The organism is Streptomyces toyocaensis (genome assembly GCF_000725125.1).
Lineage (GTDB): Bacteria > Actinomycetota > Actinomycetes > Streptomycetales > Streptomycetaceae > Streptomyces > Streptomyces toyocaensis.
Map to the genome: position 1 here is coordinate 1 of NZ_JFCB01000046.1, position 21,733 is coordinate 21,733.

Sequence of the window (21,733 nt, forward strand, 5' to 3'; positions counted from 1 at the left end):
GGAACGTGTACGTGCAGGGGCTGAAGGTGAACGGCGAGCGGTGGACGTCCACGTCGCTGCCGCACTCGCTGGTCGCCCGTGGCGGGGTCCTGGAGTTCGACATGGGCCCGCGTCCGTCCGCGTGGGGCACCGGCAAGAACGCGGCACCCGTGTCGATCACCCAGGACGACGAGGTGCCCACGCCGCGCGAGGACGCCCTGAAGGGCGAGGGCGAGCTGTTCGACGACACGTCGGCGACCGGGGCCACGGTATCCACCGTGGACCTGCCCGTCGCCGACGGCACCGAGGCCGTGCAGTACACGCTGACCTCCGCGGACCACACCGAGGCGCCCACGGGCTGGGTGCTGCAGGGCTCGGCCGACGGGGAGACGTGGACTGACCTGGACCGGCGGACGGACGAGTCCTTCCGCTGGGACCGCCAGACGCGCGCCTTCTCGATCGGCACGCCGAAGGCCTACGGCCACTACCGGCTGGTGCTGACCGCCGAGGGGGCGCTGTCGGAGGTGGAGTTGCTGGGCTGACGCCGGCTCACGGGGCGGGTCCGGGCATCGCCCGGACCCGCCCTTCGCACGGGCGGGGTGGGAGCGCCGCCGACGGCGGGTTCCGGTCCACCGAAGCTTGGGAGCGCTCCCACGCCACCCGTGGTAGGGAAGGTAACGTCCCCCGCCGCCGTTGTAAACGGTAGTGGCAGGGCCGGGTCGGGCCGGACGGCCGCCTCACGGCGGGAGCCGGTGCCTCACGGCGGGAGCCGGTGCCTCACGGCGGGAGCCGGTGCCTCACCTCGGCCGCGGCTGCCGCTCCCTCGAAGAGCTCGACCGTCGACAGCAGGGCGATCTCCCCGCCCTCCTGCCGCAGCGCGGTGCGCACGATCGCGACCACGTCCTCGCGCTGCCGCACGCCCCGCAGATCGATCCGCCGGGCGAGGAACTGCCCCAGCGCGGTGGCGAACTGCTGCCGTCCGGGCGCGTCCTCCATGCACGGCAGGCCGGCGAGCGCCTCGGTGAGCGGCAGGAGCGCCGCGAGCGTGGGCGGGGGCCCCGCGGGGGCAGGGGCGGGCCGCGGCGGGGGCGCGGGGGCCGGCGCCTCGTTCCCGGGGGCGTGAGGCAGCGCCTGCCGGACCGACCTCGCCACCACGACCCGGTGCTCCACCTCGGCCCACATCTGCGGACGCTGCCCGGCACCGGAGTCCCGCAGTTCCTCGTACACGTAGTCGTAGAGCTCGTGCACGCCGATCAGGCCGTCCCGGTCGCGGTCCGCCTCGCCGGTGCGCAGGCCCTTCACGAGGGATCCGGTGAACCGGGAGGGCTCGGGGCTCAGTTCGGTGATCCGCTCGCCCTCCCAGGCGTACTCGGTGCGGTTGGTCGCGGTGAGCACCGCCCGTCCGTGTCCGGCCAGTTCGTCCCCGACGTGGACGGTGGTGTCGCCCTTCCCGCCGGCCAGGAAGGCACCGCTGTAGCAGCAGTCCAGGAGCAGGACGATGGACCGGGCCCGGCAGGCGCGCATCTGCTGGTGCACGAACAGGGCGGGGACGGAGGTGGAGGCGAGCAGCCGCCGGTCGGTGTCCCCGGCGGCGAAGTGGAGTTCGCCGTTGTTGTTCTTCAGACCGTGGCACGAGAGGTGCAGCAGGAGCAGGTCGTCCCTGCGGCGGTCGAGGAAGAAGCGCTCGATGGCCCGGGTCACCTCGTGGTGGCGGCCGTCGAGGACCGTGGTCACCTCGAAGCCGCCGATCCGGGGGTCCCGCAGCACGTCCGCGAGCTCCTCGGCGTCGCGGGCGGGCGAGCGCAGCCGTCCCAGGTCCTCGTTCTCGTACCGGCCCGTCGCGACGAGCAGTGCGTAACGACCTGCGGACACGTCCTACGCCCCTCAGTCCCCCTGCCCGGTGCCGGTGTCCGGCTCCGGGGCGCGCGCGGCCAGGAACGCCTCGATCAGCCGCTGCTGGTCGGCGGAGGAGACGGCCTCCAGCTCCAGGCTGTCCTCGCCCAGGGTGATGCTCACCGTGCGCACCGGGCGGTTCTCGATCCAGGTCCGCACCAGGTCGAGCGCCGCGCGCAGCGCGAAGGGAGCGGCGGTCACGGCGAGCGCGCCGACGGCGAACGCGTCGACCGGCTTGGCCCCGGCGGGCACGTCCCCGGAGCGGATCGGTTCGACGTCGTCGACGTCCAGTTCGAGCAGCCGCTCGCGCAACTGGAGTGTCAGCTCGTCGAGTTCTTCCTGGTCGGCGTCCCGGCCGCCGGCCAGGACAAGATGCATGCGCTCCGTGCGGCCCACCGCCACCCCCGTCATCCGCTGAGCTGTCAGCGTACAACGGGGGCGACGACGGGGGCCGCATCCCCGGTGCGGAGATGCGGCCCTCAACTGTCCTGCGTGGTCGCCTACTTGCGGATCAGGCTGCGCAGCACGTACTGCAGGATGCCGCCGTTGCGGTAGTAGTCGGCCTCACCGGGGGTGTCGATGCGGACGACCGCGTCGAACTCGACGCCCGTGTCGGTGGTGACCTTCACCGTGCGGGGGGTGGTGCCCTCGTTGAGCGCGGTGACTCCGGAGACGGAGAAGGTCTCCTCGCCGGTCAGGCCCAGGGACTCGGCGGTGTGGCCCTCCGGGAACTGCAGCGGCAGGACGCCCATGCCGATGAGGTTCGAGCGGTGGATGCGCTCGTAGGACTCGGCGATGACGGCCTTGACGCCGAGCAGCGCGGTGCCCTTGGCGGCCCAGTCGCGGGACGAGCCGGAGCCGTACTCCTTGCCGGCCAGGACGACGAGCGGGACGCCCTGCTCGATGTAGTTGCGGGAGGCGTCGTAGATGAACGACACCGGACCGCCGTCCTGGGTGAAGTCGCGGGTGTAACCGCCCTCGGTGCCCGGCGCGATCTGGTTGCGCAGGCGGATGTTGGCGAACGTACCGCGGATCATGACCTCGTGGTTGCCGCGGCGCGAGCCGTAGCTGTTGAAGTCGCGGCGCTCGATGCCGTGCTCCGTGAGGTACTGGCCGGCCGGGGTGTCGGCCTTGATGGCACCGGCCGGGGAGATGTGGTCGGTGGTGACCGAGTCGCCCAGCTTGGCCAGCACCCGCGCGCCGGAGATGTCCTCGACCGGGGCCGGCTCCATGCCCATGCCCTCGAAGTACGGGGGCTTGCGGACGTAGGTGGACTCGGCGTCCCACTCGAAGGTGTCGCCGGTCGGGATGGGCAGCGCCTGCCACTGGGCGTCACCGGCGAAGACGTCGGAGTAGGACTTGGAGAACATGTCCTCGCCGATGGCGTTCGCCACGACCTCGTTGACCTCGGCCTCGGAGGGCCAGATGTCCTTCAGGAAGACCGGGTTGTTGTCCTGGTCGTACCCGAGGGCCTCGCGGGTGATGTCCACCGTCATGGAACCGGCGATCGCGTAGGCGACGACCAGCGGCGGGGACGCCAGGTAGTTCATCTTGACGTCGGGGTTGATCCGGCCCTCGAAGTTGCGGTTGCCGGAGAGCACCGAGGTGACGGCGAGGTCGTGCTCGTTGACCGCCTGGGAGACCTCGTCCGGCAGCGGGCCGGAGTTGCCGATGCAGGTGGTGCAGCCGTAGCCGACGAGGTTGAAGCCGACCTTGTCGAGGTACGGGGTCAGGCCCGCCTTCTCGAAGTAGTCGGTGACGACCTTGGAGCCCGGGGCGAGGGTGGTCTTGACCCACGGCTTGCGGGTCAGGCCCTTCTCCACCGCCTTCTTGGCCACCAGCGCGGCGGCGACCATGACGTACGGGTTGGAGGTGTTGGTGCAGGAGGTGATGGCCGCGACCGTCACCGCGCCGTGGTCGAGCGTGTAGGTCGTGCCGTCGGGAGCGGTGACCTCGACCGGGTGGGAGGGGGCGCCGTTGGAGATGGCCGGGGCGTCGGAGGCCGGGAAGGACTCCTTGCTCGCCTCGTCGACGTCGCCGCCGTCCTTGACGTAGTTGCGCACGTCCTGGGCGAACTGGGCCTTGGCGTCGGCGAGGACGATGCGGTCCTGCGGGCGCTTCGGGCCGGCGATCGACGGGACGACCGTGGAGAGGTCCAGCTCGAGCTTCTCGGAGAAGTCCGGCTCGGCCTTCGGGTCCAGCCAGAGGCCCTGCTCCTTGGCGTACGCCTCGACGAGGGCGACCTGCTGCGGGGAACGGCCGGTCAGACGCAGGTAGTTGAGCGTCTCGTCATCGATCGGGAAGATCGCGGCGGTGGAGCCGAACTCCGGCGACATGTTGCCGATGGTGGCGCGGTTGGCCAGGGAGGTGGCGGCGACGCCCTCGCCGTAGAACTCGACGAACTTGCCGACGACGCCGTGCTTGCGCAGCATCTCGGTGATGGTCAGCACCAGGTCGGTGGCGGTGGTGCCGGGCTTCAGCTCACCGGTCAGCTTGAAGCCGACCACGCGCGGGATCAGCATGGAGACCGGCTGGCCGAGCATGGCGGCCTCGGCCTCGATGCCGCCGACGCCCCAGCCGAGGACGCCGAGGCCGTTGACCATGGTGGTGTGCGAGTCGGTGCCGACCAGGGTGTCGGGGTAGGCCTTGCCGTCGCGGACCATGACGACGCGGGCCAGGTGCTCGATGTTCACCTGGTGGACGATGCCGGTGCCCGGCGGGACGACCTTGAACTCGTCGAACGCGGTCTGGCCCCAGCGCAGGAACTGGTAGCGCTCGCGGTTGCGGCCGTACTCCAGGTCGACGTTCTGCTTGAAGGCGTCGTTGGTGCCGAACTTGTCGGCGATGACGGAGTGGTCGATGACCAGCTCGGCCGGGGCCAGCGGATTGATCTTCGCCGGGTCACCGCCGAGCTCCTTGACGGCCTCGCGCATGGTGGCGAGGTCCACGACGCAGGGCACGCCGGTGAAGTCCTGCATGATCACGCGCGCCGGCGTGAACTGGATCTCCTGCGACGGCTGCGCCTGGGAGTCCCAGCCACCCAGGGCACGGATGTGGTCGGCGGTGATGTTGGCGCCGTCCTCGGTGCGGAGCAGGTTCTCCAGCAGCACCTTCAGGCTGTAGGGAAGGCGCGCGGAGCCCTCGACCTTGTCCAGCCGGAAGATCTCGTACGACTCGTCGCCCACCTGCAGCGTGCTGCGGGCGTCGAAGCTGTTCGCCGACACGACAGTCTCCTTCATTGATGTGCGCGTACCACCGCATCCTGCCGCCACGCCGCCCTGGCCGGTCCGCTGAGGTAAGGCTAAGTAAGGTAACCCTCACCAGGGTGGCGGCTGCGGTGCTCCTCGGCAGATATCTCGATGTCGAGATAACTCTAGTACACCGGGCCCGAATGGTCATGCCCGGACCCCGGCGCGCCCTCCTCCCTCCCTCCACCCTCCCGCCGAGCCGGCCCGGATGCCATCAGGACGCCCGAGCGGGGTAAGCGACCAAGACGGAGTCAGTCGAAGACACGACCGAGAGGAAGGCAGCGATGCCGCTCACGTTCCGCAAGAGCTTCCGGATCCTTCCTGGAGTACGGCTGAACATCAACAAGCGTTCGTGGTCCATCACCACGGGTGGCAAGAACGGCCCCCGCCACACACGGAGCAGCACGGGGCGTCGTACGACATCGATGGATTTGCCCGGACCTTTCGGATGGCGCCGGACCACCCGGACCCGTCGCAGCGGCGGACACTGACGTCACGTCACCCGAATGGACCCCCCAAGAGGTGCCATCTCATATCTGAGATAGCCTCAGCCCCATGGCAGACGACTACCTCGTACGCATCGGCAAGCTCATCCGTGACGCCCGGCAGCACCGCGGCTGGACGCAGACGCAGCTCGCCGAGGCGCTCGGCACCAGCCAGAGCGCCGTCAACCGCATCGAGCGCGGCAACCAGAACATCAGCCTTGAGATGATCGCCCGTATCGGCGAAGCACTGGACAGTGAGATCGTCTCCCTGGGCTACGCCGGACCGATGCACTTGCGCGTGGTCGGCGGCCGCAGGCTCTCCGGCGCCATCGACGTGAAGACGAGCAAGAACGCGTGCGTGGCACTGCTGTGCGCCTCGCTGCTCAACAGCGGGCGCACGGTGCTGCGCCGCGTCGCCCGTATCGAGGAGGTCTACCGCCTGCTCGAGGTGCTGCACTCCATCGGCGTGCGCACCCGCTGGATCAACGACGGTGTCGACCTGGAGATCGTGCCCCCGGCCGAGCTGGACCTGGCCGCCATCGACGCGGACGCCGCCCGCCGCACCCGCTCCATCATCATGTTCCTCGGTCCGCTGCTGCACCGCCTGGACCGCTTCATGCTGCCGTACGCCGGCGGCTGCGACCTCGGCACGCGCACCGTCGAGCCGCACATGATCGCGCTGCGCCGGTTCGGCCTGGACATCGCCGCGACCGAGGGCCAGTACCACGCGGTGGTCGACCGCTCCGTCGCCCCCGGCCGCCCGATCGTGCTGACCGAACGCGGCGACACGGTCACCGAGAACGCGCTGCTCGCCGCCGCCCGGCACGACGGCACCACCGTCATCCGCAACGCCTCCTCCAACTACATGGTCCAGGACCTGTGCTTCTTCCTGGAGGCGCTGGGTGTCAAGGTCGACGGCATCGGCACCACCACCCTGACCGTGCACGGCGTGCCCACGATCGACGTCGACGTCGACTACTCCCCCTCCGAGGACCCGGTCGAGGCGATGAGCCTGGTGGCCGCGGCCGTGGTGACGGAGTCCGAACTGACGGTCCGTCGCGTCCCCATCGAGTTCCTGGAGATCGAGCTGGCGGTCCTGGAGGAGATGGGACTCGACCACGACCGCACGCCCGAGTACTTCGCCGACAACGGCCGCACACGCCTGGTGGACCTCACCGTCCGGCCCTCCAAGCTGGAGGCGCCGATCGACAAGATCCACCCGATGCCGTTCCCGGGCCTGAACATCGACAACGTGCCGTTCTTCGCGGCGATCGCGGCGGTGGCCCAGGGCCAGACCCTCATCCACGACTGGGTCTACGACAACCGCGCCATCTACCTGACCGACCTCAACCGCCTCGGCGGCCGCCTCCAGCTCCTCGACCCGCACCGCGTCCTGGTCGAGGGACCGACCCGCTGGCGCGCCGCGGAGATGATGTGCCCGCCGGCCCTGCGCCCGGCGGTGGTCGTCCTGCTGGCGATGATGGCGGCGGAGGGCACGTCCGTCCTGCGCAACGTGTACGTCATCAACCGCGGTTACGAGGACCTGGCGGAGCGGCTGAACTCGATCGGGGCTCAGATCGAGATCTTCCGGGACATCTGACCGGCGGGGTGTTGTGCCCCTTGGAGGCAAGGGGCACAACACCGCAACATGCCATCTGATCTGGTGCACAAGTCAGCTCCAGCTGCACGTGGTCTTGCATCGGTCAGCGTGACCTTGCATGCGAACCTTGACGCCTTGGAGGCTCTGGAGCTTCTGATGTGACGAGGTGAGGTCTTTCCAGTTCTTCTTCGTGTCGATGTAGAGGGACCCCCTGTCCTCCCAGGGGATCGGGCTATGAGAATTGCCTGCGGGATCCAAAAAGGCGCCCCTACGGTTCTGGCCGGTCTTCTGGTCCGGGCCCGGCGACGGTGGCGTCGGCTTTGCTTCGGCGGGGCCACAGGAGGAATACGGCCGCCGTCCCGACGAAGGTGAGGACGGCCGCGACCGCCATCGTGTCGGCGACACCGGATGAGAACGCCGAGACGGCTGCCTGCTGCACGGTGCGCCCGAGGTCGGGCGGCAGTGAGGCGATCGCTTCCCGGAAGGACGAGGAGTTCACCAATGCCTGGCGGAACTGGGAGATGTCCGCCGGAGTCAGCCCCGACGCCTCGACGACAGAGGCCGCGTCTCTCGTCGTGAGTTCTCTGGCGACCGCGGTGAGGACGGCGACCCCGAGGGCGCCACCGAGCATGCTGGACATCTTGAACACACCGGCAGCGGTGCCCGCAAGGTCGATCGGGACCTCTCCGACGGTCGTATTGGCCACCGGGGTGCTCACCAACCCCAGACCGAGCCCGACGACGATGAGTGCGACAGCGAGGTACTCCGTCGAACTGCGCGTACCGAGAGAACCGAGCAGAGTCAGGCCGGCGCTGGCCACGACGAGCCCCACCACCGCGGGAAGCCGTCCGCCCCGCCGGATCGCCAGCCTGCCGCCGAGCGGAATGAAGAGGAAGACCCCGACGGTGGCGGGCAGCATCAGCACCCCGGACTCCACCGCGCTGTAGCCGCGTGCGTTCTCCAGCCAGAGCACGAGGAGGAAGCTCATCCCGGCGAAGGTGAAGTTCATCGTGAGATTGGCCGCGAGCGCGCCGTTGTAGGCCCGGATCTTGAACAGCTTCAGGTCCACGAGCGGCTGGCTCACATGGCGTTCGACGAACCACCACACGACCGACAGCACCACGGTTGCCACGAACAGCGCCACGATCAGCGGGCTGCCCCATCCCAGGCTCGGCCCTTCGGTGAGCGCGTACAACAGTGCGAAGACCGCAAGGACGATGGATGCCAGCCCCAGCCAATCGATCGTGTGACCGGCCTTCTCGTCGCGGGACTCCGGAGTCGTGACCCGGACGACCACGAGAGTGATCGCAGCGAGCGGCAGGTTGATCCAGAACAGCCAGCGCCAGCCGAGGCCGTCCGTGATGACCCCGCTGAGCGCGGGCCCGACGGACAGCCCGCCCCAGGCCACCGCCTGCCAGACACTGAACGCGGTGGTTTCCGCCTTTCCGGAGAACTCGGGCGGGATGAGCGCGAGCGAGGCCGGCAGAATCAGCGCAGCGCCGATGCCCATGAGACCACGGCCGAGGACCAGCCATCCGATGTCGGGCGCGAGCGCGGCAGGCACGGAGAAGGCAGCAAGCAGCACCGTGCCCACCTGAAGCATCCGGCGGCGGCCGAAGAGATCACCGAACTTGCCGGCGGTGATCACGAGGGCACCGGTGACGAGGCTGAAGGCGTTGTTCGCCCACTGCAAGCTCGACAGGTCGCCGCTGAACTCGTCGGCGATCTGCGGGATCGCCACACCGAGGTTGCCGAACGCAAGCCAGACCATCCCTGCAGCCGTGCAGATCGCAATCAGTGAGACCCACCGGTGCGCGACGGCGGGGCTGCTGGAAGGGGATTCGCTCATGGCGATGCTCCGGCTTCGTGCCCTCTCCGTCGGCTGTCCGTGTTTCCCCGCATGCGCACGGAGAGTAACAACCCCGTCGGGTGGCAGCGCGCCTGACGCGCCGCCCGGCGATCAACTCGCCAGAACGCGGTCGCGCATGCTGCCGATGCGCTCCTACGGGAGCTCCGCCGTGCCCTGGCGCGCGGCGGAGCGGATCTCTCTGTACGCCTGGAGATCACAGCCGCAGAGGGCCGCTGCAGGACTGCGGTGCGGCGACGGCTGAAAAGTGGTTCTGGATCACTTTCCGTGCCAGCGCGACCGCGTACCGGACGCGGCCCTCGGCGATGAGCCGCTCGATCAGCTCCTGTACCTTCGCCCGCCGGGCTCGTCCGACAGGCCGCTCGGCACAGGAGCGCAGGTCAGCGGCCATTGCACACCCATCACAGCAGGTCGCGGCGCTCACGGGTCTCTCCCGGGACATCCGAAGGTCCGCAGGAGCCAACCCTCACCCCCTTCCTGACCTGCGTGTACGCGAGCCGGGAGCGGGCTTGCGGGTGCCCTTCGGCCCGCGACCCCGCCGATGAGAAGGCCCGGCGGTACGCCCGGCGGGCCCGTTCGCTGCGGGCGCCGGGCGACCGTTGTTTACTGGCTATGAGCGGTGACCGGCAGGTAGTGCTCCCCCGCGGCTGATCAGCGTGATGTCACCGCCTCGAAAGGAGGCACGATCATGACGCAGCCCCGTTCCGACGCATCCGATGCCACGCCCGGACCGGAGGACCGGTTGAGCCAACTGGAGGCACAGGTCGCGACCCTCGCCGAGGCCGTCCGGGTCCTCGCCCGTGGCCTCGAGGACATCCCGTCGCAGGACGTTTCCCCCGAGGAAGCGGCACGCGGCGCACGACTCGCCCACGAACTTCTGCTGTCCCAGGGGCTGTAGCCGCTCGGCCGCGGTGCACCGTGCGGGCCGGACGCCGGTCGTGGCCGGCGTCCGGCCCGGCCCGGCAGCCGCACGGCGCTCGCCCGGGTCGCCGACACCCTCGCCTCCGATCGGTCGGTGTGCGGGGGCAGCGGTCCGAAGGCGAAGGAGGCGCGGTGGCACCGGCGCGGTGGCGCGCCGGCAGGCACAGAGCGGATCGGCCCGTCGCCGCAGGGGGGGCGCCGCATCCGACGCCCGGACGGGACCGCTGCGCCGGCCTCCGCGTCCGAGGCCGGCCGCGCCTCCGACGCGAGGACACCCTCGTACACGTCGGCCCGCTCGGGCATCCCTACGGGGTGCGGACGATGCCGGGCGGGGTCGCCACCTTCGCTACCCGTTGCCCCGCGCAGAGCCCGGAGGCTCCGGCGCGCGGACCGACGCGGAAGCGCGACGCACGCGGTCTCTTCCACCGGCGTGATTCCCGGCATGGCCCCCCAGGCACCGAGCCCGGCGCGTGGTCGGGAGGCGGGCGGGCGGCCGGCCGGCCGGATCCGAGCGGCGTCCTGCCCGCCGTGCGGCCACGGGTCACGGGCCGGGGCGCTGCTCGTCGGTGTTCATCAGCCAGGTCACCGTTCGGCTGACGTCCGAGAGCGACACGATTCCGGCGAGCCTGCCGTGGTCCAGGACCAGGACCCGGTTCTCGGCTCCCGGCTCCATGCGCGGCAGCAGATCCGCCAGCGGGCTGTCCGGCTCGGCGACGGTGGTCCGCGACAGCGGCACCATGACGTCCCGCACCGTCACGGTGTGCGCCGCGGCCTGCGGCACCTTGTGGGCGCTGTCGAGGGTCACCAGCCCGGCGGGCGCCCCGTCCTCGGTCACCGGGAACGCCGAGTGCCGGTAGCGGTAACGCGTACCGGTGAGGAAGTCCGCGACCGTCGTGGCCGCGGGAACCGTGAGCGGGTCGGGCGTCATGGCGTCCCGCACGGGGACACCGGCGAGCACGCCGCGCAGCTGGGCCTGCCGGCCCTCGGCGGTGGCGGCCGTGATGAGGAACCAGCCGATCAGCGCCAGCCACAGACCGCCGAACGTGCCGGTCCTCAGGAACGCGACCATGCCGAGGACGACCAGCAGCCACCCGAAGACCCGCCCCGCCGCGGTCGCGCCGGCGGTCGCCCGCAGGCGGTCTCCCGTGCGCCACCACAGAAACGCGCGCAACAGCCTGCCGCCGTCGAGCGGGGCGGCGGGCAGCGCGTTGAAGACGGCGAGCAGCACATTGATGCCCGCGAGCCAGGCGGCCATCTCCACCACGACCCCGGACACGGACGCCAGGTCGAGCAGCCAGGCGGCGAGGGTGAACACTCCGCCCAGGAGCAGGCTGACGAGGGGGCCGACACCGGCGATCCTCAGCTCCCTGCCGGGGCTGGACGCCTCGGACCTGAGCCGGGCCGCTCCGCCCAGCAGCCACAGCACGATGTCGTCCACCTCGACCCCGTTGCGCCGGGCCACGACGGCGTGCGCCAGCTCGTGCGCGAGGAGGGAGGCGAAGAAGATCACGGCGGTACACAGGCCGGCCGCCCAGTACACCGCCCAGGCACGCCCCGGGTACGTCTCCGGGAGGCGTCCCTCGGCCAGGCCGAACGCGATGATGCCGAAGATGAACAGGACGCTCCAGTGCACGCCGACCCGGACCCCGGCGATCCGGCCCAGAACGAACGTCGCACGCACAGCGCTCTCCCTGCTTCCCCGGTCGACCGGCGGACAGCCGTTCTCCCAGTACACCCTCGGCCCGACGGGTCCGCGCGCTGGAGGACGTGAGGACGTGGGGCGGTCCGGTCCCGCGCTGGCACGCCGCACACGCCGGTTCCTAGACTGGGAGACGTGGTCCGGCCCAACGACGAGGTCGAGGCGCTCCTTCAGGAGTACGCGGACCTCATCGCCATCACCGGAGGCGAAGCGTTCAAGGCGCGCGCCTACGAGAAGGCCGCGCGTGCGATCGGTGGCTACCCCGCCGACGTCTCCCACCTGGACGCCGCGGGTCTGAAGGAGATCCCGGGCGTGGGCACCTCGATCGCCGAGAAGGTCGTCGAGTACCTGCGCACCGGTCATGTCACGGTCGTCGACGAGAGGCGGGCCCGGATCCCCGCGGGGGTGCGGCAGCTCATCACCATCCCGACCCTCGGCCCCAAGAAAGCGATGGCGCTCTACGAGAACCTGCACATCTCCTCGGTGAACGAGCTGGCCGACGCCATCACGGCGGAGAAGCTCCGCGATCTGAGGGGGTTCGGGGAGAAGACCGAGGAGAACATCCTGCACGGCATCGCCCTCATGCGGCAGTCGAGAGGGCGGATTCTGCTGAGCACGGCCATGGAGGCCGCCGAGGACGTCGTCGCCGAGCTCTCCCGGATCCCCGGCTGTGAGCACTGCGCCTACGCCGGCTCGCTGCGCCGCATGAAGGAGACCGTCGGCGATATCGACGTCCTCGTCGCCGCCCGCCGGTCGGCCCCGTTCATGGACGCCCTCACCGAACTGCCCTCCACTGCCGAGGTCATCGTCCACGGCGGGAAGAAGACCTCGGTCCGGACTGCCGAGGGTGTTCAGGTGGACCTGCGTGTCGTGCGACCGGACGCGTGGGGCGCCGGGATGCAGTACTTCACCGGCTCCAAGGCGCACAACATCCGCACCCGCACGATCGCGGTCCACCTGGGGCTGAAGCTCTCCGAGTACGGCCTGTTCGACGCCGACGGCGGCGAACGGGTCGCCTCCCGCTCCGAGGACGAGGTGTACGCCAGACTCGGCCTGCCGTGGATCCCGCCCACCCTGCGTGAGGACCGGGGGGAGATCGAAGCCGGCCTGCGCGGCGAGCTGCCCCGGGTGGTGACCGAGCGGGACATCCGCGGTGATCTGCACACCCACACCGACCTCACCGACGGCCTGACCCCGCTGGAGGAGATGGTGGCGGCGGCCGCCGGGCGCGGCTACGCCTACTACGCGGTCACCGACCACGCGCCGAACCTGTACATGCAGCGCATGACCGACGAGAAGATCCTCGCCCAGCGCGAGCGGGTGCGGTCACTGGACGGCCGGCACCACGGAATGCGACTGCTGCACGGCACCGAACTCAACATCGGTCCCGGAGGGGAGGTGGACTGGCCCGACGCGTTCCTCCAGGGCTTCGACCTCTGCGTGGCCGCGGTGCACTCCCACTTCAACGTCGGCCGCAGGGCGATGACCCGGCGGCTCGTCCGCGCCTGCGAGAACCCCCGCGTCAACGTCATCGGTCACCCCACCACCCGGCTGCTCGGCAAACGGCCCGGTGTCGACGCCGACCTCGACGAGGTCTTCGCCGCCTGCGCCCGCACCGGCACGGCCCTGGAGATCAACGCCCAGCCCGACCGCCTCGACCTGGGTGACGAGGACATCCTCCGGGCCAAGGACCACGGGGCGAGGTTCGCCGTCGACACCGACGCCCACTCGATCCCCCAGCTCGCATACCTGCGCTACGGGGTCGGCACGGCGCAGCGTGGCTGGCTCACCCCGGACGACGTGATCAACACGTGGCCGCTCCGGCGACTGCGCCGGTTCCTGCGCAAGGACCGGACGGACTGAGGCTACGCCCCTTCGCGCCACATCCTGGAGTCACCGCCGCGCCACTCGACCAGGTGGGGATCTTCGAGTCCCTCGTGCGCCTCCGGCAGACCGTGACGGCGCAGAAGCTCCAGGACGTCGAGCAGGTGATGGGCCGTACCCACCTGCTCCCCGCGGATCGTCACGTGCCGTCCGCCGTCCGGTCCCGGCGGATGCACGACCACGGGTGCACGTTGAGTCACCGTTCCATCGTCGCCCCGGCCACGACCTGCCGCAATCCGGGTGACGCCGCAGGATGCCCCGTCGGCCGGCCGCGTGTCGCGGCGTCCGGCGTTCGAGGTTGTACTGGGGACAGGGACGCCGCCGAGCGAGGGGAGCAGCCGTGTCGCCGTCCGACGTTTCCCGCACCGCGAAACCCGGGACGGTCTTCGACCGGGACGCCGAGTGGGACGCGCTCGTCGAGTTCGCCCGTGACGACCGGCCCGATGCGGGGCTCGGTGTCGTGTCGGGACGACTGCGACAGGGAAAGACACACCTTCTGAACGCACTCACCGCCACCCTGGGAGGCTTCCGTTTCGGGGCGCAGCCGGCGGCCCGGGACGAGTCCCTGCGCCGCCTCGGTGACGAGCTCGCCCGGTACACGGGGGAAACGCCGCCCGGTCACCGGCTCCGCTGGGAGGACGCCGTCGACGCGCTGCTCGCGCTGGGTGAGCGAGGGCGGCCCGTGCCGGTCGTCCTCGACGAGTTCCCCGACCTGGTACGGCAGAGCCCCGAGCTCCCCTCCGCCCTGCACGGCGCCTACCGGCGGCTGCGCGAGAGCGGGCGGGCCAACGGCACCCGCCTGCTGCTCAGCGGCAGTTCCCTGCCCATGATGCACCGGCTGTTCGGCGCGGCCGCGCCACTGCACGGACTGGCCGAGCTGGAACTCGCCCTCCGTCCGCTCGACTTCCGGCAGGCCGCACGGTTCTGGGGCATCGACGACCCCCGTCTCGCCCTGCTGGTCCACGCCGTCGTGGGGGGCACCCCCGCCTACCGGGCCTACGTCGCGGACGACACCCCCAGCGGGCCGGGCGACTTCGACGCCTGGGTGTGCAGAACCGTCCTGAACCCACGGACTCCCCTGTTCCTGGAGCCGCATCACCTGCTGCTGGAGGACACCGACCACGGGGACCGCGCGCTGTGCCACTCCGCGCTCTCCGCCATCGCCACGGGCTGCCGGACCCCGGGCACGATCGCCGAGTGTCTCGGCACGCCGCTCACCGACGCCTCACACTGTCTGACGCTCCTGCGGGCGAACGGTCTGCTGCACGGCGAACCCGACGCCTTCCGGCCGAACCTGGTCCGGCTGCGCATCGCGGAGCCGCTGCTCGCCTTCGAACACGCGGCCGTCCGGCCCTGGCGTTCGGCGCTGGAACAGCGGGACGCCGACGAGGTCTGGCGGCGCGCCCGTCCCGTCTTCGACTCCGCGGTGGCCGGCCCCCACTTCGCCCAGATCTGCCGGGACTGGGTGGTGGACCACGCCGGCGAGGCCGTGTTCGGCGCGCACCCCGCGACGGCGGCTCACGGCTCACTGTCCGATCCCGGACACCACGCCGGTCGCGAGCTGGAGGCGGACGTGGTGGTACGCGGCCGGGCGGGCGCCCGCTCCGGGCCTCTGCTGTCGGTGGGGCTGGCGCGCTGGGACGAGGTCATGGACCTGCGGCACCTGGGGCACGTCCGCCGGCTCCTCACACGGCTCGCCGCCGACGGCGAGGACGTCACCCGCGCCCGCCCCGCCTGCTACAGCGGCGTCGGCTTCACCGCCGCCCTCCGTGCGGCCGAAGCCGGCGGAGAGGTGGTGCTCGTCGGCCTCGACCGGCTGTACCGGGGGTGACCGGCGCGGTGGCGGCAGCGAGGACACACTTCCGGTCAGCCAGTGCCCGTTCACCGTCCGGACGGCTCCGGATTGGGCGCGGGAACAGATCTGCGCGCGGGGCGGCAGGTTCCGCTCCGGCGTCTGATTGACTCCGCGCCCACCCCCACACCCGTACGCGCACCCCTTGCCGGGTGCCGGACCGACGTGAGCGGAGCCACCCACATGTCCCTCGGACCGCGGCCCTGGCACGGGCCGCCGCACCACGACACGCCCGTAGCCGGCGCGCGCCGCCCGGCGGAGCACGAGCAGCACGACGACGGGGAGGCGGCACGACTGGCCGTCGGGCTGCGGCTCGGCGTCCGGATCGCGGTCACCTGGCTGCTCTACGTGCTGCCCGCGGCCCTCGTGCCTGCCGTGTACGGCACGCGGATCGCCGGGCCGGTGAGCCTCGGCCTGCTCCTGGCCGTGGTGCCCTGCGCCGTCGCGGTGCACGCGCTGGTGGCGTACGGGCGGCGGGTCGACCGGCTCGGCCGGTCCGCACCGCGGCCGGGCGTCCGGAGGTGGTCGTGACCACGCTCCTCGATCCCTCGTCCCGCTCCCTCGTCTTCGCCGTGTTCTCGGTCTTCGTGGTGATCTGCCTGATGCTGTGCATCGTCACGGGCGCGGACGAGGACGACCGGGCTCTCGTCCGGTCCGACAGCCGCCGGCTGCGTTCCTGGCAGCAGGGCATCGCGATGGGCGGCGACACCACGACGGTCGCGACGGTCACCGTCCTGGTGGGCATGGTCGCCACGTCCGGCTTCGACGGCCTCGGCGTCATGCTGGGCAGCCTGATCGGGGTCGTGCTGCTCCTCGTACTGATCGTCGAACCGCTGCGCGCGCACGCCTCGCTGACGGCCGCGGACCTGCTGGACGCGCGCGGCAGCGGCGGGCCCGCCGTACGCGTCTCGTGGGGCGCGGTGACCCTGCTGGTCTGTTTTCCTCTGCTGGTCGTGCAGTTGGTGGTGGTCGGCAACGTCGCCGCCGCGCTGATCGGGCAGCCCGGCGCGCGCACCGGCTGCATCGTGGTGATCGGCTGCGTGATGACGGCGCTGGCCGTCAGCGGCGGCATCCGGGGCACCGGGGTGGTGATGATCGTGAAGTCGGCGATCGCCCTGCCGGTGCTGCTGGTCGCCGCGGTGCTCGTGCTCCACCGCTTCGGGTGGGACCCCGGGCGGCTGCTCGACGCCGCCGCGCGCGGCTCCCGGACGGGTGAGGCGTACCTGCGTCCGGGCGGCTACACCGGTGAGGGGTGGGTGGGGGCCGTGAACCGGATCGGGCAGACCTTCGGGATGTCGATGGCCACACTGGCGATGCCCGCCGTGCTGATGCGGGCGATCTCGACGAAGAGCCCGCGCGGCGCCCGGACCGTCGGCCGCTGGATGCTCGGTGAACTGACGTTGCTGTACGGCGCGCTCGCCGTCGTCGGCGTCGGCGCGGCGGCCCTCGTCGGCGAGGCGCTGCGCGAGGCCGGTCCGGTGGCGCAGGTGTTCACGCCGCTGGTGCTCGGGCGGGCGCTCGACGGCGGCGGCATCCTGGTCGCCGCCCTGGCCTGCGTCCTGTTCCTCACCGCGCTCGCGGCCGTGGTGGACGTGACTCTCGCCGCCGGCATCGCCCTGGGCCGGGACGTGCTGGGTGCGTCCGGCAGACGCCCGGAGGGCGCGGCGGAGGGTGCCGCGCCCCGGTGGTCGGCGGCGCTGACGGGGGCGGTCGCCGCGGTCGTGGCCGTCGTCGCCGCCGACTGGAACCTGGTGGTCGTCTCGACGCTCTGGCTCGCCGTCTGCGGGGCGGCCCTCGCGCCCGTCCTGCTGTACGCCCTGTACTGGCCCGGGTTCACCGCCCGCGGCGCGCTGTGGTGCCTGTGGGGGGCGACGGCGCTGAGCGTCGCGGCGCTCGCGCTGTCCCCGTACGCGTCCGGCACCCCCGAGTCGATCTTCCCGGGGCACGACTTCAGGGTCTGGGACGTGACGATCCCGGGCCTGGTGACGGTGCCGGCCGGATTCCTGCTGGGCTGGCTGGGCAGCGTCACGGACCCGCGCGGGGCCGGGGGGCGGCGTGCCGGGGCCGGAGCACCGCAGGGAACTGGGCACCGGATGAACCGTCCGCGTGCCGCCCACCGATGATTTCCGGTGGGTGGCACGGTCATATCCGGTACACGCACCCGGATTCGGAGGACACCATGCCCAGGAAGATCACCGCCAGCCTGTTCATCTCGCTCGACGGCGTCGTCGAGGCGCCCGACCAGTGGCACTTCCCGTACTTCAACGACGAGATGGGGGTGGCCGTCGACGCGAGCCTGAGGACGGCGGACGTCATGCTCTTTGGACGCGTGACGTACGACAGTTTCGCCGGTGCCTGGCCGGAGCGGGAGGCGGCGGGCGGCGAGGAGGCGGGCTTCGCCAAGAGGCTCGGCGACCTGCGCAAGATCGTCTTTTCACGTCGGCGGCTCGACCTGGATTGGCGGAACACCGAGCAGGCCCGGGGTGACGTCGCCGAGGTCGCCGCCGCGCTGAAGAGCGAGCCGGGCGGTGACATCGCGCTGAGCGGCTCGGTCTCCGTCGTCCGGCAGCTCCTGGCCGCCGGCCTCCTCGACGAACTGCACCTCCTCGTCCACCCCGTCGCCGTGCGCAAGGGCATGCGCCTGTTCGACGAGGGCGAGCCGTCGATCCCGCTGAGGCTGCTGCGCTCGCAGACGTTCACCACGGGCGTGCTGAACCTCGTGTACGGACCCGACACCGCGCCCCCGACGGGCGGGTACGAGGAGGCCGTCGCCGCGCTCGGGGAGTGAGGGCGCACGACGCCGTCAATTCATCAACCGCGCGGCCCTCGGCCACGGCCCCACGAGCGAGACCAAGGGCTCCCGAACGCGGTGAGGGCGTGCCGTCCGCCGCTTCAGCGAACGGCACGCCCTCACGTCGCTCAGCGCTCCGACGCGAACCGTACGAACTGCCCCCAGCCTTCGCGGCCGACGGCGAAGGCCGGGCGGGTCACGTCCTTGGAGTCCCGTACGTGGATGGCCTGCTCGGTGACGGCGACCTCCACACAGTCGTCGCCCGAGCTACCGCTGTAGCTCGACTTGAACCAGGCGAGTTCCGTCGTGCTCATGCCTCTCCTCGCAGTCGCTCCAGCAAGGCCCGGGAATCTTCGGGGTGCAGGGCCTGCGACCGCAGTGTGTCATAGCGCTGCTGGAGGACTCTCACCTCTTTCGAGTCGCCAATCAGCCGTCCGCTCTCTTGGCCCTCCGAGTATGCGAGTCGACGCCCTTCTGGGGTCTCCAACAGGCGCAGAGGCCCGTCCATGCACGAGTGGTACTCGGCTTCCAGCGGCATGATCTGCAACGTCACGTTGCGAGGCGACGTGTGCTCCAGAACGTGGTCCAGTTGCTCGCGCCGTACCTCGGCGCCGCCCAGCCTCCGTCGCAGGACCGCTTCCTCAACGATGAAGTGGAACGGAACCGTCGGACGCTCGTGCAGCATCCGTTGCCGCTCCATCCTCGCCTCGACCTGAGCCTCCAACTGCTCATCCGTCAGCAGCGGAATCCGGTTCTCGAAGAGGGCCCGCGCATAGCCCTCCGACTGCAACAACCCCGGTACCAACCGGCACTCGTACGTGCACAGGCTCACCGCCTCCCGCTCCAGCCGAGCCCACCGCCGGAACCACGCAGCCAGCCCCGCCTCCCCCCGCGTGAGATGCCGCGCGGCCTTCCGCAGCGCGCCGGTGTTACCCAGGGCCTCCTCCGCCCGCTCCACGAACGCCTCGTCCGGCATCCGCCGCCCCAACTCCACCGACTCAACCGTGTGTTTGGAGTACTGCACCCGAGCGCCGAGGTCCGCCCGGCTCAGCCCCGCGTGCTCACGCAGCGCCTGGACGACCGCCCCGAACGTCCGCAAGCTGTCCGACGGATGCGGCTCCCGCTCCCACTCCCCCGCCGGAATCGCCCGCGCACCGCCGGCGCCCCCGGCCGCCGCCTCCCCCTCAACCCCGACCACGTCCATCCGCCACCCCTTTCCTCACTCCTCCGCACCGCACCGCGACGGCCGTCTCTCACGCCGCCCGTGTCCACCCCAAGACTGACGGATCATCAGACGTACCGTCCACTCTTCGTGTCCGTACGCTGACTCACCGTACGGGGTGCCACACTCGTCCCAGCCCCCGTCCGACCGCCACTCTGAGGTCACGGAGATCCGGGACAGGCGGCCCGTGTCCGCCGCTCACCTGCGGAAACACCCAGGCGGCCCGCCCCATCCGTGCACTCCCGCCCACCACGGGCGGCGGCGGCCGGGCCCGGCCGCGTCAGACGAGCTGGAAGGTGCAGTCATGCAGAACGGAACCAACCTCTACGCGCTCGACATCAGCGGAGCCTCCTTCACGAAGGCGTGCGGCGGCCCCTGCACCGAGGGGTGCGTGACCCTGGCCCGGATCGGCGAGAACGCCTGGGCCCTGGGCGACAGCAAGCGGCCGGGCGCGCAGCCGCTGCGCTTCACCACCGGGGAGCTGGACGCGGCCGGTATCGACCCGGCGCGCTTCGGCCTCGGCGCCTGACCCTCCCCTCCCCCTCCCTTCCCACCGCCGGCCGGACCGGGCCCTCCCGCGTCCGGCCGGCGCTTCTCGAAGCGGGAACAGCCCATGCACCACCACGCCTACCTCTGGACCGGCCCGAAGGTGCGCTTCGACGACGAGGCACTGCGGCGGCCCCCGCACCCCGACCCGCCCCCGGCCGGAAGCAGGCCGGAACTGATCGAGCGCTACCGCCTGGTGGCCGCGGAGTTCCGCACGTCGGACCTCCCGCCGCTGGAGACGGCGTACTGGCTCGTCAAGCCCCGCTCGCTGGTGCGGGGCTCCTGGGAGGAGGCCAAGGAGGCGGCGGCCTGGCTGGGTGAGCGGCTGGCCGAGTACGCCCCGCGGTTCGCGGCGGAGCACGACCGGGACACCGCACGCCTGGCCCGGCTGGTGGACGCCGCCGCCGAACGCCTGCGCGCGGGCGCCGACATCTCGTACGGCCGCTACCTCGAACGCCCCTCGTACCTCACCCTGGCCCTGGTCACGTGCTCCCCCAACCGCGCGCTCCCCGAACTGCCCTGCCCGTGCGCGTAGTCGAGCCGGGGTCTTCCCGTACCGCGCGGGCGCCCCGGCTTCCGCGAGCGAGCCGAGCCGGGAGTCGAGGGGCCACCGGACGGTGGGCACACGGGAGGGTGCGACAGGCCCGGCAGTTCACTGGATGAGGTCGGTGTGCGGATGCTCGGGAGAGGCCGGGCAGACGTAGAGCTGCATGTTGTCCGTGCTGCCCACTTCGACCTTCGTCGGCTGCGCGGGGGACTGGCCGGCACGGTGACCGGCGGCGTAGGCGGCGTCCCTGTCCTCGTACGGCGCCCAGCCGCGTCGCTCACCACCGTCCCATTCGAAGGAGGCGATGGTCAGCAGCGGGACCATCCGGGCGTCGCAGACAGCGCAGTACCGGTGGTACGGGTCGGTGCGGCCCCACGGCGGCCAGCCTCCGACCTTCCAGCCGGGAGCGTCCGCCAGATTGCCGTCGTAGAACTCCGCCGGATCCTCCGCGTACGAGCTGTCCACGTCCACACCGGCCGCCTGCCATCTGCTCCAGTCCGCCACCGCCTGCCTCAACTCCGGACTCAGATCCAGGCTGTTGGGGTACTCGGTGACCGCTTCCGGTGCCAGCAGACACGGCTCCGGCACATAGCCCGGGTAGTTGGCCTCGTACGGTTCCGGTGGCGTGGCGAGGACATCGACGACCGAGGCGGCGGACCGCCAGAACACCGCGGTCGCGGGCTTCCAGTCCGGCTCGTGGTCGTAGGGACACCAGAGGACCTGGAGCAGATCGGCCTCTCCGGGCGGCCGCAGCAGGGGTACGTCGCGCAGGTACAGCTGAGCCACGGGCAACAGGGGGACCGGACACTCCGCGGGCCGGGGAGGACCGGCGTCGAACCGCTTCGCGTGCCTCGCGGCATCCCGTTCCCTGATCGCCTCCTCCTCGGGCGTGAACTCCGGACCATCGGGATCACGGTGTAGCCGGGCCAGTCTGCGCCTCGTCAGCCGTACTTCTGCTGGCGACTGGCGGAACCCGCTGTCCGGGTGCTCGCCCTCGCAGTGCGGCCACGGTTCCTCGGCCGGCCACAGCAACGGTCCCCCGACCGAGCTGTCCCCGACCGAAGGCGAACCGGGACGAGGGTGCAGCCGGATCGCGGGACGCGCCAGTGGAGCCAGTTCGGGAAAGACCGCGGTCACGTCGACAGGCCGCGGCGGAGTCGTACGTACGAAAACCATGCCGGTGATCCTGTCATCCGCCA

Annotated in this window: 20 protein-coding genes and 1 pseudogene; 11 read left to right on the top strand and 10 right to left on the bottom strand. The window is 71.4% G+C overall.

Annotated features, from left to right (window positions below):
• Positions 1-521, top strand: a pseudogene (locus tag BU52_RS30375) (GH92 family glycosyl hydrolase); the annotation flags it as partial.
• A 235-nt stretch (positions 522-756) separates the two neighbouring features.
• On the opposite strand, the gene BU52_RS30380 reads toward BU52_RS30375, so the two are convergent.
• The 3 genes from BU52_RS30380 to acnA form a co-directional block, all read right to left on the bottom strand.
• Entirely contained in the window at positions 757-1,851 is a 1,095-nt protein-coding gene (locus BU52_RS30380; protein ID WP_051858723.1) for a caspase, EACC1-associated type, read from the bottom strand.
• 12 nt (positions 1,852-1,863) lie between these two features.
• The gene (locus tag BU52_RS30385; RefSeq protein WP_037940642.1) at positions 1,864-2,250 is read right to left on the bottom strand and encodes a hypothetical protein; all 387 of its coding nucleotides are present in this window, start codon (positions 2,248-2,250) and stop codon (positions 1,864-1,866) included.
• A 122-nt stretch (positions 2,251-2,372) separates the two neighbouring features.
• A complete protein-coding gene (gene acnA, locus BU52_RS30390) occupies positions 2,373-5,096 on the bottom strand; it encodes an aconitate hydratase AcnA (protein WP_037940586.1) in 2,724 nt (907 codons plus the stop codon).
• Between the two features lie 308 nt (positions 5,097-5,404).
• On the opposite strand from acnA, the gene BU52_RS34370 reads away from it, so the two are divergent.
• Positions 5,405-5,611 carry a DUF4236 domain-containing protein gene (locus BU52_RS34370; RefSeq protein WP_078903530.1) on the top strand — a complete coding sequence of 69 codons (207 nt, stop codon included), beginning with the start codon at positions 5,405-5,407 and terminating at the stop codon, positions 5,609-5,611.
• Between the two features lie 64 nt (positions 5,612-5,675).
• Positions 5,676-7,205, top strand: a complete 1,530-nt coding sequence (locus BU52_RS30400) for a helix-turn-helix domain-containing protein (protein ID WP_037940588.1) — start codon at positions 5,676-5,678, stop codon at positions 7,203-7,205.
• Between the two features lie 268 nt (positions 7,206-7,473).
• On the opposite strand, the gene BU52_RS30405 is transcribed toward BU52_RS30400, so the two are convergent.
• Both BU52_RS30405 and BU52_RS30410 read right to left on the bottom strand, forming a co-directional pair.
• Positions 7,474-9,054 carry an MFS transporter gene (locus tag BU52_RS30405; RefSeq protein WP_037940589.1) on the bottom strand — a complete coding sequence of 527 codons (1,581 nt, stop codon included), beginning with the start codon at positions 9,052-9,054 and terminating at the stop codon, positions 7,474-7,476.
• A gap of 214 nt (positions 9,055-9,268) precedes the next feature.
• Positions 9,269-9,463 carry a hypothetical protein gene (locus BU52_RS30410; RefSeq protein ID WP_037940590.1) on the bottom strand — a complete coding sequence of 65 codons (195 nt, stop codon included), beginning with the start codon at positions 9,461-9,463 and terminating at the stop codon, positions 9,269-9,271.
• Positions 9,464-9,760: 297 nt separating this feature from the next.
• On the opposite strand from BU52_RS30410, the gene BU52_RS30415 reads away from it, so the two are divergent.
• A complete protein-coding gene (locus BU52_RS30415; RefSeq protein ID WP_037940593.1) occupies positions 9,761-9,970 on the top strand; it encodes a hypothetical protein in 210 nt (69 codons plus the stop codon).
• Between the two features lie 564 nt (positions 9,971-10,534).
• Here the strand turns inward: BU52_RS30415 and BU52_RS30420 are convergent.
• A complete protein-coding gene (locus BU52_RS30420) occupies positions 10,535-11,674 on the bottom strand; it encodes a site-2 protease family protein (RefSeq protein WP_051858724.1) in 1,140 nt (379 codons plus the stop codon).
• A 153-nt stretch (positions 11,675-11,827) separates the two neighbouring features.
• On the opposite strand from BU52_RS30420, the gene polX reads away from it, so the two are divergent.
• Complete coding sequence (polX, locus tag BU52_RS30425) at positions 11,828-13,555, top strand: DNA polymerase/3'-5' exonuclease PolX (RefSeq protein WP_037940595.1); 1,728 nt, start codon at positions 11,828-11,830, stop codon at positions 13,553-13,555.
• A gap of 2 nt (positions 13,556-13,557) precedes the next feature.
• Here polX and BU52_RS30430 read toward each other — a convergent pair whose 3' ends face one another.
• Positions 13,558-13,776: a hypothetical protein gene (locus BU52_RS30430; RefSeq protein ID WP_037940597.1), complete on the bottom strand. Its 219-nt coding sequence runs from the start codon at positions 13,774-13,776 to the stop codon at positions 13,558-13,560.
• Positions 13,777-13,916: 140 nt separating this feature from the next.
• Between BU52_RS30430 and BU52_RS30435 the strand changes: the two genes are divergently transcribed.
• The 4 genes from BU52_RS30435 (at position 13,917) to BU52_RS30450 (ending at position 18,216) form a co-directional block, all read left to right on the top strand.
• Complete coding sequence (locus BU52_RS30435) at positions 13,917-15,407, top strand: AAA family ATPase (protein ID WP_037940599.1); 1,491 nt, start codon at positions 13,917-13,919, stop codon at positions 15,405-15,407.
• Between the two features lie 204 nt (positions 15,408-15,611).
• Positions 15,612-15,959 (top strand): DUF485 domain-containing protein, encoded by a 348-nt coding sequence (locus BU52_RS30440; RefSeq protein WP_037940601.1) that lies wholly within the window; start codon positions 15,612-15,614, stop codon positions 15,957-15,959.
• Positions 15,956-17,551: a sodium:solute symporter family transporter gene (locus BU52_RS30445; protein ID WP_235216463.1), complete on the top strand. Its 1,596-nt coding sequence runs from the start codon at positions 15,956-15,958 to the stop codon at positions 17,549-17,551. Before BU52_RS30440 ends, BU52_RS30445 begins: the two co-directional genes overlap by 4 nt.
• Positions 17,552-17,607: 56 nt before the next feature.
• Entirely contained in the window at positions 17,608-18,216 is a 609-nt protein-coding gene (locus tag BU52_RS30450) for a dihydrofolate reductase family protein (RefSeq protein ID WP_037940603.1), read from the top strand.
• 131 nt (positions 18,217-18,347) lie between these two features.
• Here BU52_RS30450 and BU52_RS30455 read toward each other — a convergent pair whose 3' ends face one another.
• Positions 18,348-18,533 carry a DUF397 domain-containing protein gene (locus BU52_RS30455; RefSeq protein WP_037940606.1) on the bottom strand — a complete coding sequence of 62 codons (186 nt, stop codon included), beginning with the start codon at positions 18,531-18,533 and terminating at the stop codon, positions 18,348-18,350.
• A complete protein-coding gene (locus BU52_RS30460; RefSeq protein ID WP_037940608.1) occupies positions 18,530-19,423 on the bottom strand; it encodes a helix-turn-helix domain-containing protein in 894 nt (297 codons plus the stop codon). Before BU52_RS30460 ends, BU52_RS30455 begins: the two co-directional genes overlap by 4 nt.
• Positions 19,424-19,745: 322 nt before the next feature.
• Here BU52_RS30460 and BU52_RS30465 point away from each other — a divergent pair, with 322 nt between their 5' ends.
• The gene (locus tag BU52_RS30465) at positions 19,746-19,970 is read left to right on the top strand and encodes a hypothetical protein (protein ID WP_037940610.1); all 225 of its coding nucleotides are present in this window, start codon (positions 19,746-19,748) and stop codon (positions 19,968-19,970) included.
• Between the two features lie 84 nt (positions 19,971-20,054).
• Positions 20,055-20,522 (top strand): hypothetical protein, encoded by a 468-nt coding sequence (locus BU52_RS30470; RefSeq protein WP_037940611.1) that lies wholly within the window; start codon positions 20,055-20,057, stop codon positions 20,520-20,522.
• 117 nt (positions 20,523-20,639) lie between these two features.
• On the opposite strand, the gene BU52_RS30475 is transcribed toward BU52_RS30470, so the two are convergent.
• Entirely contained in the window at positions 20,640-21,710 is a 1,071-nt protein-coding gene (locus BU52_RS30475) for a YwqG family protein (RefSeq protein WP_037940648.1), read from the bottom strand.
• Between the last annotated feature and the right edge of the window lie 23 nt (positions 21,711-21,733).